17 protein-coding genes are annotated in these 18,790 nt (G+C 36.0%); 5 read left to right on the top strand and 12 right to left on the bottom strand.

Annotated elements, in window-relative coordinates:
* Positions 1-39: 39 nt before the first annotated feature.
* The 5 genes from G7050_RS08135 to G7050_RS08115 form a co-directional block, all read right to left on the bottom strand.
* Entirely contained in the window at positions 40-1,827 is a 1,788-nt protein-coding gene (locus G7050_RS08135) for a hypothetical protein (protein WP_166113736.1), read from the bottom strand.
* Positions 1,828-1,839: 12 nt separating this feature from the next.
* Positions 1,840-3,639, bottom strand: a complete 1,800-nt coding sequence (locus G7050_RS08130) for a hypothetical protein (protein WP_166113733.1) — start codon at positions 3,637-3,639, stop codon at positions 1,840-1,842.
* A gap of 495 nt (positions 3,640-4,134) precedes the next feature.
* The gene (locus G7050_RS08125; RefSeq protein ID WP_026626020.1) at positions 4,135-4,356 is read right to left on the bottom strand and encodes a DUF2795 domain-containing protein; all 222 of its coding nucleotides are present in this window, start codon (positions 4,354-4,356) and stop codon (positions 4,135-4,137) included.
* A gap of 63 nt (positions 4,357-4,419) precedes the next feature.
* Positions 4,420-4,980, bottom strand: coding sequence for a cob(I)yrinic acid a,c-diamide adenosyltransferase (locus tag G7050_RS08120; protein ID WP_166113730.1), 561 nt, complete (start codon positions 4,978-4,980; stop codon positions 4,420-4,422).
* A 96-nt stretch (positions 4,981-5,076) separates the two neighbouring features.
* Positions 5,077-5,760: a class I SAM-dependent methyltransferase gene (locus G7050_RS08115; protein ID WP_166113727.1), complete on the bottom strand. Its 684-nt coding sequence runs from the start codon at positions 5,758-5,760 to the stop codon at positions 5,077-5,079.
* A 421-nt stretch (positions 5,761-6,181) separates the two neighbouring features.
* Between G7050_RS08115 and G7050_RS08110 the strand changes: the two genes are divergently transcribed.
* From G7050_RS08110 to floA, 3 genes are read left to right on the top strand one after another with little or no spacing between them, the layout of a single operon-like run.
* Positions 6,182-7,600, top strand: coding sequence for a tetratricopeptide repeat protein (locus G7050_RS08110; protein WP_166113724.1), 1,419 nt, complete (start codon positions 6,182-6,184; stop codon positions 7,598-7,600).
* 29 nt (positions 7,601-7,629) lie between these two features.
* Positions 7,630-8,136, top strand: a complete 507-nt coding sequence (locus G7050_RS08105) for a hypothetical protein (RefSeq protein WP_166113721.1) — start codon at positions 7,630-7,632, stop codon at positions 8,134-8,136.
* Between the two features lie 13 nt (positions 8,137-8,149).
* Positions 8,150-9,142: a flotillin-like protein FloA gene (gene floA, locus G7050_RS08100; protein ID WP_166113718.1), complete on the top strand. Its 993-nt coding sequence runs from the start codon at positions 8,150-8,152 to the stop codon at positions 9,140-9,142.
* Positions 9,143-9,221: 79 nt separating this feature from the next.
* Here the strand turns inward: floA and G7050_RS08095 are convergent, their stop codons facing one another.
* The 4 genes from G7050_RS08095 to murF form a co-directional block, all read right to left on the bottom strand.
* Entirely contained in the window at positions 9,222-10,289 is a 1,068-nt protein-coding gene (locus tag G7050_RS08095; RefSeq protein ID WP_166113715.1) for a hypothetical protein, read from the bottom strand.
* A 175-nt stretch (positions 10,290-10,464) separates the two neighbouring features.
* Complete coding sequence (gene typA, locus G7050_RS08090; RefSeq protein ID WP_166113712.1) at positions 10,465-12,264, bottom strand: translational GTPase TypA; 1,800 nt, start codon at positions 12,262-12,264, stop codon at positions 10,465-10,467.
* 100 nt (positions 12,265-12,364) lie between these two features.
* Positions 12,365-13,159 (bottom strand): S1/P1 nuclease, encoded by a 795-nt coding sequence (locus G7050_RS08085; protein WP_166113709.1) that lies wholly within the window; start codon positions 13,157-13,159, stop codon positions 12,365-12,367.
* 52 nt (positions 13,160-13,211) lie between these two features.
* A complete protein-coding gene (murF, locus tag G7050_RS08080) occupies positions 13,212-14,501 on the bottom strand; it encodes a UDP-N-acetylmuramoyl-tripeptide--D-alanyl-D-alanine ligase (RefSeq protein ID WP_166113706.1) in 1,290 nt (429 codons plus the stop codon).
* Between the two features lie 242 nt (positions 14,502-14,743).
* Between murF and cysK the strand changes: the two genes are divergently transcribed.
* Together cysK and G7050_RS08070 are read left to right on the top strand one after the other, a co-directional pair.
* Positions 14,744-15,691, top strand: coding sequence for a cysteine synthase A (gene cysK, locus G7050_RS08075; protein ID WP_166113703.1), 948 nt, complete (start codon positions 14,744-14,746; stop codon positions 15,689-15,691).
* Between the two features lie 116 nt (positions 15,692-15,807).
* On the top strand, positions 15,808-17,103 hold the full coding sequence (locus G7050_RS08070) for an O-acetylhomoserine aminocarboxypropyltransferase/cysteine synthase family protein (protein ID WP_166113700.1): 1,296 nt from the start codon (positions 15,808-15,810) through the stop codon (positions 17,101-17,103).
* 108 nt (positions 17,104-17,211) lie between these two features.
* Here the strand turns inward: G7050_RS08070 and G7050_RS08065 are convergent, their stop codons facing one another.
* From G7050_RS08065 to G7050_RS08055, 3 genes are all read right to left on the bottom strand, one after another.
* Positions 17,212-17,661 (bottom strand): DUF3836 domain-containing protein, encoded by a 450-nt coding sequence (locus tag G7050_RS08065; protein ID WP_166113697.1) that lies wholly within the window; start codon positions 17,659-17,661, stop codon positions 17,212-17,214.
* A 37-nt stretch (positions 17,662-17,698) separates the two neighbouring features.
* Complete coding sequence (locus G7050_RS08060; RefSeq protein ID WP_166113694.1) at positions 17,699-18,127, bottom strand: DUF3836 domain-containing protein; 429 nt, start codon at positions 18,125-18,127, stop codon at positions 17,699-17,701.
* Between the two features lie 104 nt (positions 18,128-18,231).
* Positions 18,232-18,681 (bottom strand): DUF3836 domain-containing protein, encoded by a 450-nt coding sequence (locus G7050_RS08055; protein WP_166113691.1) that lies wholly within the window; start codon positions 18,679-18,681, stop codon positions 18,232-18,234.
* Positions 18,682-18,790 lie beyond the last annotated feature (109 nt).

The following is an 18,790-nucleotide window of genomic DNA, read 5'->3' as shown; positions in this document are numbered from 1 at the left end:
CTTTCTATTATGTAAACATTATCATCAAAGAATAATAGCCTATTCTATTGATATGCTCTTTTTCATTTCAGCTGCTTCATTCTTTATATCAGTCCAGCTCTTCGTAATTACTTTTTTCTCTTTGTTCGCATAGCGTAAAGCAATACCTCGCTCTAAACCTTTGGGCAGCTCTGCTAAACCGTTAGCGTTGTCAGCAACACCTAACATTAAAACCTTATCGTTAGTTGTATCTATATATAATTTATAACCCAATTCGGCATCGGTCAACTTTCTACAATAACGAGCTTGAGTAAAGTGATAAAGTTCGGTATTCACTTTTATTCCTGAAATATGGCTGAATGCAAATATTCTTGCATAATTCTTCATACGCAATCCAAAGCCATAGCCAAATGAATAGTGAACACCGCTATCATCAGGATTATTTCCTTTGAACCCAAGGGGAGTCATACTCAAACCAGAAGTATTGTTATAGAATTTCATATCAACCAAAGGCTTAACTGCCGCAGGTATATCAGAATCCGATGCATAAAGAAAGGTCTCAACATTTCCATATACTGTATTGCCCGGCTTCACAGGAGCAGTACCCAATAACTGACATATATCTGCCGTAGCCGGTAGTTCAAATCCTGATACCTCTTCGCCATTCTTTGCTTTATAGAATTTATAATTGTCTCTATAAGCACGAGCCTCACCGTACTCGGTAACCCAAGTTCCAAATGCCTGTTCAAATGCTGGCAACGGACAATTATTCCCATCGGCTAAAGCATGGATTTTTGCCTCTGAATGATTCATGAATTCATAAAGCGTACCCCATAGGTTACGGTATTTAATTCTAAGATTTTCGGCTGTCCACTCATATTCCCCTACAACTATTGTCTTGTAGGTTTTCTCGATAAGCCCTCCGGCTTGCTCCACGCCTGTATCGTAATTATAGCCTAATGTTCCATAACCACCACTGTAATAAGTAGGCATTGTCATATAAACAGATCCTACTGGTCCTCGCTCATAAGGATCGGGATATATTTTTCTTCCCGGATAAACTTCTTCTATAAAAGCTTTATCGGTATCCGACAGTTTAGTATTCCATTTATTACTGCCTACCCCATTTGTTGTTAAATGTGGAGGGAAGAATAATAACATAATAGAATTCGCATCAAATTCGGTATAATTGGTTTGAAACTTACTATATGTATCTAATATCACATCCGAGATAAGAGCATCGCTCCATCCGAAAGGACGAAAATAGGAATATACTCTATTCACATCCAGATCAACCCCCGACTCTGGTCCTTGATGTTCATAGATAAGACCTAGCACATGCCCGAATTCACGTAATATCAATGCGGCAAAATCTGCGGAATTTATCTCAGATAAATCATTACCGTTAAACAACATGATGTTCATAGATGGTTGATCTTGATCTACATCAAGACAATCGGTTCCTAAATAAGACCAAGTAACCCGGTCTCCTTGCCACTGAAACGCAACTTTTACGTCAGCCTCATCAGCAACTCCAACATATTCAAAATCGATATTTGCATACTCCGACCATTCTGCGGCAACTTCTTTCACTTTATTTTGTGCGGCTGGCGTACCATTAAGAAACTTCACACGGACAGTTTCTCCATTATCCCAAAGTTTTCTTTTATTCACTCCGGCTCTGGTCTCCAGACCTGATGCAGGACTGGTTTTATAAGCAAAAACATAATTTCTTTCTTTCGAACTCGAATTGGGATCTTGCTTTGTACCTATCGACTCATCCTCATTACTACAAGAGGTCAAAAAGGCTAGAATTGATAATATGATTATAAAAGGAATATTCTTCATAATTTAGTTATTTTAGAGTGTATGATCTTCAACTTTATTAGCAAATTCAACAATATTGGCAATGGTATATTTAGGAGTAGGGTTATCCAAGATGTATTGTACATAAAACCCTCTTAAATATCCTTTTGCCAATTCAGTATATCCGGAAGGTGCTGCATCATAAACACCCAATTTCTTAATATCTGTTTTAGCTGTATTTATATACAGTTTATATCCTAACTCGACATCGGTTAGCTGACGGCACCAGCGTACATTATACCAATGGTAACTGAATGAATTACGTGTATCCAGAAAATCGTGTATATAGATGTTAGATTCTTTTGTATGAAATCCTACTGTATAGAATAAATGATAGATATCACCTACATTACCAGAATGAGGATCATCAACCCCATTTGTCCAAGTACCTGATCCATTTAACTTCGCTCCGCCCGGCATCATATTAAAATTATAAATATTAATATTGTTTCCTGTCAAAAACCAGTAGGTCTTGTATGGTCCATTATTAGGATCAGATATATTAAAAGCTAAAGGGTTATCTCCGGCTTTTGCACTTAAGGCAAAACGAACATCGCGCTCATTAAGGGCTGTATGCTGATCTGTGGAAAAAGGACACATGGCAAACAATTGTTGATAATCTGCCGCCGCAGGCAGTCCCCAACTTGTCAGCTTACGATCTTCTCCCTCATACACTTTACCTTTTGTAGTCATATAATCAACACTTTGTCTATTATAGTAGATACCATAATATTTCTTGAAATCATCAATATTAATTTGATATTGAGATACATCAAGACGGGCATAGGGTAAGTATTTATCCAATCGTGCTTGTGTGATGGGATAATCGTTTTCCCATCCCTCCAGATTGTTACCATTTCTGGGTACTTCATGATAAAAGTTATTATTTACCCAGTAATACTCCCCAATACGTACTCCTGTATAAGGAAAGTAGGTCGATCCTCCATTCTGAGTATATTGCAATGCAACAGTCATCGGCAAAACCGGTGTAACAGGAGCTTTTCCCGGATAGACTGTGCTTATAAACTGCTTATCTGTTTCGGATAGTTTAGTATTCCATTTAGTACCTTTTCCATCTGTAGTCAAGAAATCAGGAAAGTAAAGTAACATAATAGATTCACCGTCAAACTCAGTATAGTTTGTTTGCTTCTTATTATAGGAATCAAACACCATATCGATTTGATTTAAGCTCCAGCCTTGAGCTTTGAAATAATTTACAACTCGGTTCTCATCCCAATTAATACTTGCATCAGGACCTTGATGTTCATATATTAAGCCCAGCACATGACCAAACTCACGAAGTATACTTGCTGAAAAATCCTCAGAATTGATCTCATCAATATCATTCTGATTATACAACATTAAGTTCACCGAAGGCTTTGTTTGCAAAACAGCTTTAGAGTCTGTTCCTATTTTTGACCAAGTGATATGATCATTCTCCCACTGAAAAGCAACTTTAACATCTGCATTTTCTGAAGCATTAACATACTCAAAGGTTAGGTTGGCATAATTCAGCCACGTATCTGCAACCTCTTTCACTTTAGCTTGTGCAGCAGCGCTTCCATTTAAGAATTTAATCCGAATTGTTTGTCCAGTAGTCCAACGTCTACTCGTCAATACGCCAGCTCTTGTTTCTAGTTTAGCTTCATCAGCATCCTGTTTGTATGCAAATACATAGCTTCTCTTCGATCCGGTAGATCCGACATCAATTTCCGAATCGGATCTCGATTCATCTGAACAAGAAGCCAATAAGGCGATGATCAGGAATAACATAAATAACGGAATTTTTTTCATAACGTTGTGTGTATAAATAATTAATAATAGGATATAATACCATAAGGAATTGCAAATGCTAGCTAGTTTTAGGAAAGATATTATATCCGGAATTTTGTTAGTTTGTTTTATATATAAGATAAATTTTCACATGAATGTATTAGTAAAAGAGTAGATAATAAGGTCTAAACCAGATAAACTTTAATATAAAATAAAGGGAAAATAGTAGAATTGTAATTAATGTGTTATACCAAATACCTTAAAAAAAGCACCTCTTTTTTCGTTAAAAACATGTTAAATACAAAATTACAATAAATACAGAGTCTTGTCAAAAAGAACAAGAGTGTTAACATATTTGTGATGAAAAATTATAAAAAACACAACTTTCGAATAGAAAATGAGAAGCATAGAAAAAGATTAAGGTCAAATTTAGACATATAAAAAAGAGATTAGGGTAATTCTACCTAATCTCCTTTATATCTGCTTCTCTTTAAAGCGTTTTACTCCTTTTTAGAGTTAATATTCATCCTCGTTAAAGAAAAAATCTTCTTTACTTGGGTAATCAGGCCAAATATCTTCGATGGTATCAAAAATTTCGCCCTCATCTTCCAACTCCTGAAGGTTTTCTATAACTTCTAACGGCGCACCCGAGCGTTGAGCATAATCAATCAACTCGTCCTTAGTAGCAGGCCATGGTGCATCTTCTAACTTCGATGCTAATTCTAGAGTCCAGTACATAGATAATGTATTTATTATAGTTCTTTTAAATTCTTATTTGCGGCAAAAATAACAGAATATTTGTTAGGAACAAGTCGTATCCCAAAAAATATCCTTCCCATTCTTGTTACACTCTCTTCTTGCTAATATAAAAAAATAATCAGACAAACGGTTTACAAATTTCAGAATATTGTCCTCTACAGGATAATCAGACTTCACCTTATAAATACAACGTTCCGCACGGCGTGCTACGGTACGGCAAATATGAGCACGTGCTGCGGCTTCGCTTCCTCCGGGCAATACGAATTGTCGCAGAGAAGGTAACTCGCTATCCATACGATCCATTTCGTTTTCTAGTAACGAAATATTTTCCTCTGTTATAATACTTGCTGCTTTAGGCGAAATAGCCTCGGTCTCTGTAGCTAAATACGACCCTACAGTAAATAACTTGTGCTGTATAATGGAAAGGATTTTCAGAATGTCTTCTTCCTTGATCTCACAAATAAGCAATCCTAAAAATGAATTTAACTCATCAATAGTACCATAGGCATCTAATCTAACATGCGATTTAGGAACTCTCATCCCTCCAACCAAAGCAGTAGTTCCCTTATCCCCCGTTTTTGTATATACTAAACTTTTTTTCATCAATCAGTAATATTAAATATCTTTTTCGAGATTCTATGGTAAACAGCTGTAATCATCATATTTACCAAAGTAACAAAAAGGTCGCAGACCTTATCCTTAAAAACTTAACTTATAATTGCGTTTATAATACTTTTTATCAAAAAATAATATTCCAAGATGGAACAAATCCAGAGACACTACTGTATCATCTTGCTGAACTAACATTTTCCATAACGTTTGTAGCTTTCGATTTGTTCGGATTCCATCAATAATAATTACAGAATCTTTGTGTGTCAAAGACATCAAATAAGTAACCATCTCATTATGAGACACCTTGTAGTTTTTCAGATCAACGAAGATACAATCTTTTTTTTCGTTTATAGGTGGAAACGGCTCATTTGATTGTAATATGTTTCGATTCCACTCATTATAAAGCATTTGCGCTTTACTGAATTTTAAAGGTGACAATTCTACGCTTAAACATTCTATATCCGACGCAGTCACTGTCATGTACAAAGTATTAATTCCCGTACCGCCTCCCAACTCAACGATTTTCTTTATATTGAAATAATTAACAATTTTAAGAAGCAGACGATGTGTCTTATTCTCCCGAAAAGATAAATCGGGAAAATGACTCAGATAATTGCGAACATCATCATACGCATGGTATTGAGTTTTTTCTTCAATTACTTTGGTTATAAAGTTAAAAACAAATGGTGAATGTATACCATGCCCCTTATGATGCCGTACTTTATACAACAATCGAGCTCCGGCTTTTGACAAATGAAATATCTTGGGCATACCGTTTTATTAGTAAATGATACTATGTATTGAATACATTTCAGATTGATAGCAATTCTGTAACCACTGCTATTATCGAATAGCAAGAAAGGTCTAAGACCTTAAATTTTCACAAAAATAGAACCTTAAAAATAAAATCAAAACATTCGGCATATAATAATACTCATTCATCCTAAAATTAAAGTCAAACACTACAACATTCGCATATTATTTTTATCTTTGGTTATCTGAGGTTATTCGTGATTGGTGTATTAATTTTACCGATAATATAATCTGAATATTTTCAATTAGAAAGATAAGAATATATTTTTGTACTTAACGTCTTAAACCATTTTATTACTTTGGTAAAAGACAATCAGAGATAGCTATAATTATACAATATAGCTTGAATTTTTAAATGTTATTTAATAGATTGTAATAGATGAAATACATTAGTTTTATACTATCGTTATGTTTTTGTTTGACAATTGCAGCTCAAACAAAGAACGATTTGTCTCAAGCTAAAATTGATTATAAAAATGGTGAGTTTTCAAAAGCCTTACCTGTATTTGAAAGAGAGCTAAGCAGCAAACCGACTGATCCGTCCCTCAACTTATGGACGGGTGTATGTATCTTTGAAACAGGAGGTAATATAAAATTAGCAGAAGAATATCTACTGACTGCTTCAAAAAGGAATTTACCTGAATCTTATCTGTATCTTGGGGATATTTACGTGAAACAATACAGGGTAAGTGAAGCAAAAGCTCAATATGACCGATATGCAAAAGCACGTCCAAAAGAGAAGGAGACTACTCTTGCCAATCGGAATCAATATCTGGATAAATTACAGAGAGCCATATCAAGAACCGAGGATATACAGATCATCGATAGTTTGATTGTGAACAAAGATGCCTTTTTATCCGCTTACAAACTCTCGCCCGATGCAGGATCATTATCTGCATTTAATGATGTTTTTGAAGCAAATAGAAAAATAGAATCTACCGTTTACACAAATGGAAAAGGTTCTAAATTATATTTCGGACAACCAGCAAATGACAAGATAAGCTTATTCTCAATGGATAAACTCCTAAACGGATATGGCAATGAGAAAAAAATATCAAATAATAATTTAGGGCTTACCGGAAACACCAATTATCCTTTTGTTTTAACAGACGGGTCGACCATCTATTTCGCAGCTGAAGACGAAAACGGATTAGGGGGCTACGATATTTATGTCACCAGATACAATCTGAATAACGATACTTATCTGACACCTGAACTGCTTAATATGCCGTTCAATTCAACAGCCAATGATTATCTCTATGTATTTGATGAAGAAAAAGGTATCGGATGGTTTGCAACAGACCGTTTTCAACCCGAAGGACGGGTTTGTGTTTACACCTTTATTCCTAACGAAGAAGTTACTTTAGTAGAAAGCGATGACGAAATATATAAAGAAAACAGAGCTAAGATTGCATCCATCAAAAGCACATGGAAGCCTGGAAAGAATTATTCGACTCTGATTGCAAATGCTCGAAAAGAAACAGTGGTAGCCGCAAAAAAAGTGGCAGACTTTACGTTTGTAATCAATGACAGATATACTTACAATGCTTACACCGATTTCAAAAGCACGAGTGCCCGCAATTTATACTTCGAGGCCAATGAGAAAAGAAAAGCCCTTGTTTCCACAGAAAAAGAGTTGGAGGATAAAAGAACTGAGTATATCACAGTTTCGGGCAACCAACGTTCAAGCCTGGCTAGTATAATCCAGAATCTGGAGACCAGACAAGCCCAACTCTACAAAGAGGTTCAAGAATTGGAGATTAAAGCTCGCAATGAAGAAATTAAGAATTTGAAATAACCACATACACTCATAGCACTTTAAATTAAATGGCAATCGAAATTATAATTATTACCTTTTTAATCCTACTGGGAGTCGGGCTTTTCCTAGCAGAAGTTTTTCTCTTACCGGGTATTACAATAGCAGGTATTGCAGGGGGAGTTATGCTTATAGGTAGCATTGCATACGCCTTTTACTACATGGGGGAAACTGCCGGTTATATAACTATTGCAGCAAATGTGATAATTACGGTAGCGGCTTTTATATTCATCATGAAATCGAATGCGCTGAATCATATTGCTCTAAAAACAGACATTGAAGCAACAGTAGATCAAACAGAGATCAGACAGCTTCAAACAGGACAAATCGGAGTTACTCTATCTCGTCTTAATCCAATCGGGAAAGCCGAATTCGACAGCCAATACATTGTAGAAGTGAAATCGATTACGGGTGAATTTATTGACGAAGGAGAAGACGTCCAAATCGTAAAAATAGAACAATCAAGTGTTATGGTACAAACCGTACCTCAAACCGAAAATCAAACAAGTATTAACTAATAAATTAATAATTATGCCAATTCTCGTAGTTGCAATTGCAGTAGCAGCAATTATACTTCTACTCATTTTTTTCTACTATGTTCCATTCTTTCTATGGATCAATGCCCTTTCGGCAGGCGTGCGTATATCTCTTGTTCAGTTATTCCTGATGAGATTGCGTAGAGTACCGCCCCGTACCATTGTATATGCCATGATCGAAGCACACAAAGCCGGTCTGAAAAACATTACACGTGACGAATTGGAGGCTCACTTCCTTGCCGGCGGACATGTCGAAAAAGTAGTTCATGCACTTGTTTCTGCTTCTAAAGCAAATATCGATCTGTCGTTTCAAATGGCAACAGCCATTGACCTTGCCGGACGTGATGTATTGCAAGCAGTACAAATGTCGGTAAATCCGAAAGTAATCGACACACCTCCTGTAACTGCGGTTGCAAAGGATGGTATCCAGTTGATCGCTAAAGCCCGTGTAACGGTGCGTGCCAACATCAAACAGCTAGTCGGTGGTGCAGGTGAGGAAACAATCTTGGCTCGTGTAGGCGAAGGTATTGTGTCGTCTATCGGCTCATCCGAAAGTCATAAATCAGTGCTGGAAAATCCTGATTCTATCTCTAAGCTGGTTCTTAAGAAAGGTTTGGATGCAGGTACAGCATTCGAAATTCTGTCTATTGATATCGCAGATATCGACATAGGTAAGAATATTGGTGCAGTACTTCAGATCGACCAAGCTCAAGCTGATAAAAACATTGCTCAAGCAAGAGCCGAAGAACGCCGCTCGATGGCTGTTGCTCTTGAACAAGAAATGAAAGCGAAAGCTCAGGAAGCACGTGCAAAAGTAATAGAAGCAGAAGCACAAATTCCAATCGCTATGGCAGAAGCCCTTCGCAGTGGAAATTTAGGTGTAATGGACTATTACAAGATGCAAAACATTCAAGCAGATACTGATATGCGTGATTCAATAGCACGTCCTACCGGTAATTCAGGTGGTGGTAAAACAGATAAGAAATAATTGCTTAACTGATTAACAATAAAAACAAAGGCTGATTGTATTTCTACAATCAGCCTTTGTTTTTATATAGATTTCAAAATTAGTCTTCAAAAAAAGTATCAGGATCAAAATGCCTTGTTTTAATCCTATCGGAAGAGTTAAACAGCAATTCTAGCTTTTGAGCTGCTTCATTCATTTTCTTACAATCCCCTTTATCATATCCATTCTCAAGAATTAAGTCAGCATACTGTTTTACATTTTCAGGCTGTTCTAGATATAAATATATTTTGCACAAATTGTATAAAGCAGCATAACGCAATCTGATATCAGCATTCAGTTTTGGATCGGTATATCTCTTAAGAATACCTTCATAATAATCGATCAAATCCGTAACATCATCCTCTACCAGTGGAGTGTAAGCATTTATTATTTCCAGCTTCAACTTCAAATTGTCACTTGCCGCTCTGAAAGGAATATTCTCGGGATGCTTTTTTTCATTAATCGTTTTTATTATATCTGATGCCTTAGTTGTAGGAAACCCATATAATGAAGTAATCCTTGCAGCAGCCCTGCTAACAGAGGCAGCAACCAGCTCTCGGGTAAAAGCCTCTCTCAGATTCTCTCTATTATTTTTCCAGTACTCCGATAAATCCCTGCGTGAACTATATTCCCTTGTCTGAAAAGTCAGCTTATTAATTCGATTATATAAAGGGTAATAATCTATATTTTTCCCATTTTTAGTTACAACAACTTTAGATTCAAAAGTATAAGTTATCACCATAGAATAATATTTATTATCCTTTTCCTTACCTCGTTTCTGTGAGTCCTTATCTTTCGAATCACCTTCTCTTTCTTTCACATCACTACTAACAATCTCAACAAAACCCATATCTAAATTTACAGATATATCGCCCTGTTTAATTTCATCGGTTCGCCGTTGTCCTTCAATACTAAGCTGATCATACAACATATCCACATCAACAACCTGAGCAACACTGTTAGGCATATTAATATATACCCCGTAGTAAAAAAACAGGGGTACCTGAGGCTTTGTAGGCAATGTCCGATAAGTATAGTTGAAACGATAGTTATCAACATTCACATTGTTTTGTGCGAATACCTTAACCACAAATAAAATAAGGAGGAGCGATAATACAGTTTTTATCATAATACTAGGTCTCTTTATTACATTCTCGAGAAGGTTACAAAGTTAATCCAATTTATATAATTTGTAAATACTGCGGCATTTTTTGACATACTCATTTTCATGGATGATATAAAAAGTAAAAGCCTCTGAAATAAATAATTTCAGAGGCTTTTTATATATCAGATTTATAATCTTCTTATTTTCTTGTGAAACGTTTACGCTCATTCTCATCCAAATATATCTTACGCAAACGTGTTGCAGATGGAGTTACCTCTACATATTCGTCTTCTTTGATATATTCGAGAGATTCTTCTAAACTAAAGATAATAGCCGGAACAAGTTTCGCCTTATCATCAGTTCCTGAAGCACGTACGTTGGTCAATTTCTTCGATTTAGTCAAGTTCACAACTAAGTCGCCTTCTTTTGAGTGTTCTCCTACGATCTGACCCATATAAATATCGGTTTGAGCTTCAATAAAGAAACGTCCTCTATCTTGTAGTTTATCTAGGGCATAAGCAAAGGCATTACCAGATTCACTTGCAATGATAGAACCATTCTGACGTTTTTCAATATCTCCTTTCCAAGGTTGGAATTCCAAGAAACGGTGAGCAATAACAGCTTCTCCTGCCGAAAGAGTCAAAGCAGCATTACTGATACCGATAATTCCTCTCGAAGGTATTGTAAATTCTAAGAATACTCTTCCGTTTTTCGATTCCATCATTGTCAACTCACCACGACGACGAGTTACAAGGTCGATAATTTTACTTGAATATTCCTCTGGAAGATTTATTGTAAGTTGTTCGATCGGTTCGCATTTCACGCCATCAATTTCTTTGATAATAACCTTAGGTTGTCCAACCTGAAGCTCATATCCTTCACGACGCATTGTTTCGATCAATACAGATAAGTGCAATACTCCACGACCAAAAACGATCCATGAGTCTGTAGTTTCGGTAGGTTCTACACGTAAAGCAAGATTCTTGTCCAATTCTTTCATCAATCGCTCATATATATGACGAGACGTAACGAATTTACCGTCTTTACCAAAGAATGGAGAGTCGTTTATAGTAAACAACATTGACATGGTTGGCTCATCGATATCAATCGGTTCAAGAGGTTCGGGATTTGTAATATCTGCAATAGAATCACCAATTTCGAAACCTTCAATACCAATCAAGGCACAAATATCACCACATTGTACAGAAGAAACTTTAGCTCTACCTAAACCTTCAAAGATATTAAGTTCTTTGATTTTAGATTTTACAATCGTGCCATCACGCTTACATAAAGAAACATCCATGTTTTCTTTTATTTCGCCACGATGTACACGTCCGATTGCAATACGACCTACATATTTTGAATAATCAAGTGATGTAATCAACATTTGAGGTGTTCCCTGTAGAATTTCGGGAGCAGGAATATGCTCTACAATAGCATCAAGCAATGCAGTAAAGTCTTCAGCCGGAGTTTTCCAATCATTCGACATCCAGCCATTTTTAGCTGAACCGTAAATTGTGGGGAAATCAAGTTGCTCTTCTGTAGCATCTAAGCTAAACATTAGATCGAAAACCATTTCGTGCACTTCATCAGGACGACAGTTGGGTTTATCAACTTTGTTTATTACAACAATGGGCTTCAAGCCGATTTCGATTGCTTTTTGAAGCACAAATCGAGTTTGAGGCATTGGACCTTCAAAGGCGTCAACCAATAGTAAACAGCCATCGGCCATGTTCAATACTCGTTCTACTTCTCCCCCAAAGTCAGCGTGACCCGGAGTATCAATAATGTTGATTTTTGTTCCTTTATAATTTATCGAAACGTTCTTAGAAAGAATAGTAATTCCTCTTTCTCGCTCCAAGTCGTTATTGTCTAGAATTAATTCACCCGCAGTTTGATTGTCTCTGAAAAGCTGCCCAGCAAGTAATAATTTATCTACCGTTGTAGTCTTGCCGTGGTCAACGTGTGCGATAATCGCGATATTTCTAATATTTTGCATACCTAATTTTTGAGGCTGCAAAGATACAACAAAATATCGACAATCTTCTCATTCTATGAGAATACTGTCGATATTTAATTCATTTATAATGATTATTTCTTTATTGAAATATCTGATCTAAAATTACAGCTAAACGCAAACCTCCACGTTGCAATTGAAGTTCTACAACATCGGTATATTTATAAGCATAATCATATGACAGCCTGTCTTCGTTATTTACTGACGAATAAATTTCATTAGCCAGACAGTGAGATTCATACAACCAATCCTCTAAAGTACCGGCTTGCAAAGTTTTCTTTTTTTCTTTCGATATAGTATTCAAAAGATTAGCATATTCAGTATAGCTATACTTCATGTAGTCAATCAACTTTCCGTCCCAAACCGAATGAAGGTTACTTTTGTCATTGAACCATAATACAGAGATACGGTTACCTCCTAAATCATCCTCACGACCTACGTGCATTGGTTGGTGAGCATCGCCCATAAGGTGTACCAAGAAATAAAGTGCAACTCTTTTTTGTTCTACCGATGATACATTATCAGATATAATGCGTTCCAATTTAGGTATCTCACTATAAACATTATCCTGCTTAATATTTTTAATATACGCTGTAAAATCTTCTTTTGATAAATTACCTGGAGCATTCACATAATGCCAGATTCCCGTATGATCGTATTCTCCTGTTGTATCCGATTTTATAAAGTCAGGCCAGTTTGCCCAATAGGCAATCGGCATATTATCCAACAATTTATTAATTTTCTTACGTGTGCCCGATTTGATATTTTGATCGGCTATTTGAGCTACAACCCTATGACCGGTCATGCCCCACGCTAACAATTGAGATGGCAATAAAACAGAAACAGCAAGAATACTAAGGATTAAGAATTTCTTCATTTGAGATATTTAAGGTCGCAGACCTTGTTTTTATGTTTTTACAATTAAAAAATCACAACAAATCTACACATTTTTCTAATTGTAGACCTCTGGATCCTTTAATTAGTATATAGCGATTTTCCATCGGGTTCTCTTTCAGAAATTTCGAAAAGTCATCTAATGACGTAAAACAGGGATAGGATGTCTTTGTTTTTGAAAAATGATCACCCACCAGAAAAGCTTTATCAATATCATTTGACACAATCAAATCAACTACCTTCTGATGTTCTGCAATGCTATCGCTCCCCAATTCGAGCATATCTCCTAAAATAAGCGTTTTATTGGGAACATCCATCTTCGTAAAATTCTGCAAAGCAGCACTCATACTTGTCGGATTGGCATTGTAAGCATCTATAATCAATGTATTCTTATTGGTCTTTTTCAACTGAGAGCGATTATTAGTCGGCACATACTCTTCAATAGCTTTACATATTTTAGCGGTTTTCACCCCAAAATACTTACCTATTGCTACTGCGGCTAAAGCATTCGAAAGATTATACTCCCCTATCAAGTTCGTTTGTACGAGATGATCATTTTTCGAGAATTTCCATACAAAACTCAAGTAGGGATCATTCGCCACCGCTCTACCGCAAACAAATAGCGATTCGTCGTTACCATAACTTATCGTAGCTATTCCTTCAGATATATTTTTCAAATACGGATTATCGTTATCAATAAATATCTTGCTGTTCTTCTGTCCTCTCAAAAAATCATAAAGCTCACCTTTCGCTTTGATAATATTCTCAAACGAGCCGAACCCTTCGATATGTGCATGCCCAACGTTTGTAATAAGACCATAGTTCGGTTTTGCTATTTCAACCAACACTTTTATTTCACCCACGTGATTAGCACCCATTTCAATGACAGCAATTTCATGAGCTTTAGTCATTTTCAAAAGGGTCAATGGTACTCCGATATGATTATTAAGGTTACCATGGGTAGATAGGACATTAAATTCCTGAGAAAGCACTGCGGTAATTAATTCCTTAGAGGTTGTTTTGCCGTTAGTACCGGTTACACCAATTACGGGTATCGATAATTTGCTTCGGTGAAAGCTTGCTAATTGTTGTAATGTGGTCAAACAATCATCTACTAAAAAGATATTCTGAGATTCATCGGCAAATTCGGCTTCATCTACGATTGCAAATTTACAACCCAGATCCAATGCTTTTTTCGCATATTGATTGCCATTAAAATTAGCACCTTTTAATGCAAAGAATATAGAATCCTTGGCACAATTACGAGTATCGGTAGTTATTGACGGATATTGTTTGAATATTTCGTACAATTGAGAAATTTCCATAAATTGCGTATATATAATAATAAATAAAACTTATGCTTGATAAGAAACATATAAACCACCTGTTTTGTTGTCAAGAAAGACACTAATGTTCCTTAAAAATTGCTGATTATATAGCATTAGATACTTATAAATATTTCGTATCTTTCGATTACACAAAAATACCCCATTTATGGTATTTTATAAATGATTTTAAGCTCGTATTTTTGTATTAATTAATAATAAAACAAAAAAATATATTGGTCATGACTAAAATAGCAAAAAAACTTACTGATCTTATAGGTAACACTCCTTTATTAGAACTATCGAATTACGAAAAAAATCACCATATCGATGCAAAAATCATTGCAAAGTTAGAATATTTTAATCCCGCATCAAGTGTAAAAGATCGTATTGCATTTGCAATGATCACAGATGCTGAAGAAAAAGGAATATTAAAGGCTGATAGTGTTATCATAGAGCCTACGAGTGGAAATACAGGGATCGGTTTAGCTTTTGTTGCTGCAGCAAAGGGGTATAAACTGACTCTTACAATGCCCGAAACGATGAGTATCGAGCGTAGAAATTTATTGAAAGCTTTAGGTGCAAATATAGTTTTGACTCCGGGACCTGAAGGAATGAAGGGAGCTATTGCAAAAGCTGTAGAATTGAAAGAAAGTACACCTAACGGAATTATACTTCAACAATTCGAAAACCCCGCTAACCCGGCTATTCACCGTACGACTACTGCCGAAGAAATCTGGAGAGATACCGACGGGCAGGTCGACATATTTGTTGCCGGAGTGGGAACAGGTGGTACTGTAAGCGGTGTAGGTGAAGTATTAAAAAAACGCAATCCGAATGTTAAGATTGTTGCTGTAGAACCGATAGACTCACCTGTATTATCGGGTGGCAAACCAGGGCCTCACAAAATACAGGGAATAGGTGCAGGCTTTATCCCTAAAACTTACGATGCATCGGTAGTAGACGAGGTTATCCAAGTTAAAAACGACGATGCTATTCTTACCAGTAGAATCTTAGCACGCGAAGAAGGTTTATTGGTTGGTATATCATGTGGTGCTGCAGTACATGCCGCAACCGAATTAGCTAAACGCCCTGAGAATAAGGGTAAAAACATTGTAGTAATACTTCCCGATACAGGAGAGCGTTACTTATCGACTGTTCTTTATTCTTTTGAAGAATATCCATTATAATAAAAAAGGTCTGTGACCTTTGATTGCAATCAATAAAGTGTCTTATTAAGTTATATCCGAGAGCTATGTATAAATAGCTCTCTATTTTTCACCCTTTCATTAAACATTAAAGAGTTATGAGCAATTATAAATTTGAAACCCTACAAGTACATGCCGGACAAGAAGTAGATCCCACAACTCACTCACGTGCAGTACCCATTTATCAAACAAGTTCATATGTGTTTGAAGACGCACAAGATGGTGCAGACTTATTCGGATTAAGAAAATTCGGAAACATCTATACTCGCTTGATGAATCCAACCACCGATGTTTTTGAAAAACGTATTGCTGCTCTTGAAGGAGGTATAGCTGCTCTGGCAACATCTTCGGGTCAATCGGCTCAATTTATTGCTCTGAATAATATAGTATCGGCAGGAGATAATTTTGTATCTACTTCGCATCTTTATGGAGGCACATACAATCAATTCAAAAATCAATTTAAACGTTTAGGAGTTGAAGTAAAATTTACTCCGGATGATACTCCACAAGAGTTCGAAAGATTAATCGACAGCAAAACAAAAGCTATTTATCTAGAGACAATCGGAAATCCCGATCTAAATATTCCCGATTTTGAAGCTATAGCTGCTGTTGCTGATAAACATAATATTCCTTTGATTGTAGATAACACTTTCGGTGCAGGCGGATATTTGTTCCGTCCATTGGAACACGGAGCGACTATCGTTGTTGAGAGTGCGACCAAATGGATTGGCGGACATGGTACTTCGCTAGGTGGTGTAATTATCGATAGTGGAAAATTTAATTGGGGCAATGGTAAATTCCCCGAATTTACAGAACCATCGGATAGTTATCACGGATTGGTATTCTGGGATACTTTTGGTGCTAACAGCCCATTCGGAAATATTGCATTTATCATACGTGCCCGTGTAGAAGGCTTACGTGATTGGGGAAATACAATAAGCCCTCTAAATTCATGGCTATTGATACAAGGACTCGAAACGCTTTCGTTACGTGTTGATCGCCATGTTGAGAATGCTCTTACCATTGCCGAGTGGCTCGAAAAACATCCACAAGTGGAATATGTGAATTATCCGGGATTGAAGAGCAGCAAATATCACGAACTTGCTAAAAGATATTTGAAGAAAGGTTTTGGAGGTGTATTATCTTTTAAAATAAAAGGTGGTGCCGAGAAAGCCGACAAGCTTATTAACAGCCTCGAACTGATTAGCCACCTTGCAAACGTAGGGGATGCCAAATCGTTAATCATACATCCGGCAGCTACAACCCACGAACAGCTTGAAGAAAAGGACAAAATCGCAACAGGTGCAATCCCCGGTTTGTTACGTATTTCTGTTGGAATCGAAAACATAGAAGATATTAAAGCCGATTTAGAGCAGGCATTCAAAAAACTGTAATATTCAGCTTTGAGCCATATAATATACTTAACAGGTATATTTATATCACAAAACAAACCCTCAGATAAATTAGTTTATCTAAGGGTTTGTTTTTTTAGTCTGCCAAAATTACTTCAAACTTAAATCGAAATCTTCAACCCGATTAGTTCCCAGAACAGATGTAAGGTTATCATTCGAACCATATACATACGTTGCATATTGGATATCGCCACCCCACGATTTGGTTGACTTATTCCATTCGGAATAATAAATAGTAGCCAGACTTCCATTATCATGGTATGCATAAGTGTATTTCTGAACAGCAATCCATCTTTTTTTACGAGCGTCCCACTTGTAAGAAATCCTTTCGAGAGGTTTTCCTGCTATATCCTTTTTAAGAACATGCTGTGTTAACGGGACCAAATTCATATCATCTTGTCCTCTACAGATAGTTGTAGTTACTGTTTGCTTTTCTTTATTCACGATTATATTATTGTACAATTTATCATCACCCTTTGCGAAAGAGTTTCCTGTTGATAAAAAGATTACGGCTATAAAAAGGGCTATAATTGTTTTCATTATCTTATAATTTTGATGTTTATTGATACTATTTCGTTTAATTCGCATTCACAGATAAATATTTCACAGGATGGTCAATATTATTCGCATCATACACATACATAGCATACCGAACATCTTTATGCCATGATTTGGTAGTTTTATTCCAGCACAGGTAGGATATATTCATTAATTTACTTTCGGAATTATATTCGTATCTGTGTTGCCCAACTACAACCCATTCTTGGGTATTCGAATCCCATATATATGAAGTTCTTTCTTTTAGACTTTTATCGGAACTATAATAGAATACAGTTTGTTTTAGCGGAGTCAAACTGCCATTACTGGAGCTTTTACATACTGTAGAGGTAACTATACCCGATTCTTTATCTCCAACTACATTTTTATATAATTTATCACTTCCTAAAACAGGAGCTGTTATTGATAATAAAATGGCGACTGCTGTTGTTATAATTGTTGTTTTCATTATGCTATTTATTTACTAATTTTGGTGTTATAATAATAAGACGAACGATAAGTATCTTTGGTTACAACTTTAAGAATATTAATTTTAATATTCGATTGCATTGATTAATTAAAGTTTTGTTTCGGGTTTAAGTTCGAATCTATTAACTCAATGCTTAAGAAGTTTATATCTTCTGATTTATTATTGATAAGCATAGCATATTGCACGCTCTCACCCCATGAATCAGCTGTTTTATCCCATTCAGTAAAAGCAAGAGAAAGAAGTTGCCCATCCATAGCATAATCATAATTATATTTTTGAAAAGCCTCCCAGCTTCTACTATCATCATTCCATACATAGATTGCCTTTTCAACAGGATTACCATTCAAGTCAGAAGTTACAATATAGCGCTTCATTGGTGACAAATATTTTTCATTTACACCTTTACAAATAGTCGTTGTCGTAGAATGAGCCTCGTTATTCGTTTCTACACTTTTATATAACTGATCTTTTCCAAATACATTCCCGATTGATAATAATGCTAGTGCTGCCAATGTGATAATTGTTGTTTTCATAATGTTTTATTTTATATTGTTTTTTGTTTACGTTTCTACTATATATTAAGCCAAAGGCGTGCCAAAGAACATAAAACGCTGAAAAACAAGAACTAAATACAAACCCAAA

Origin of the sequence: Dysgonomonas sp. HDW5A, assembly GCF_011299555.1 — a bacterium.
GTDB lineage: Bacteria > Bacteroidota > Bacteroidia > Bacteroidales > Dysgonomonadaceae > Dysgonomonas_A.
This window is presented reverse-complemented; position numbering and strand designations above follow the sequence as displayed.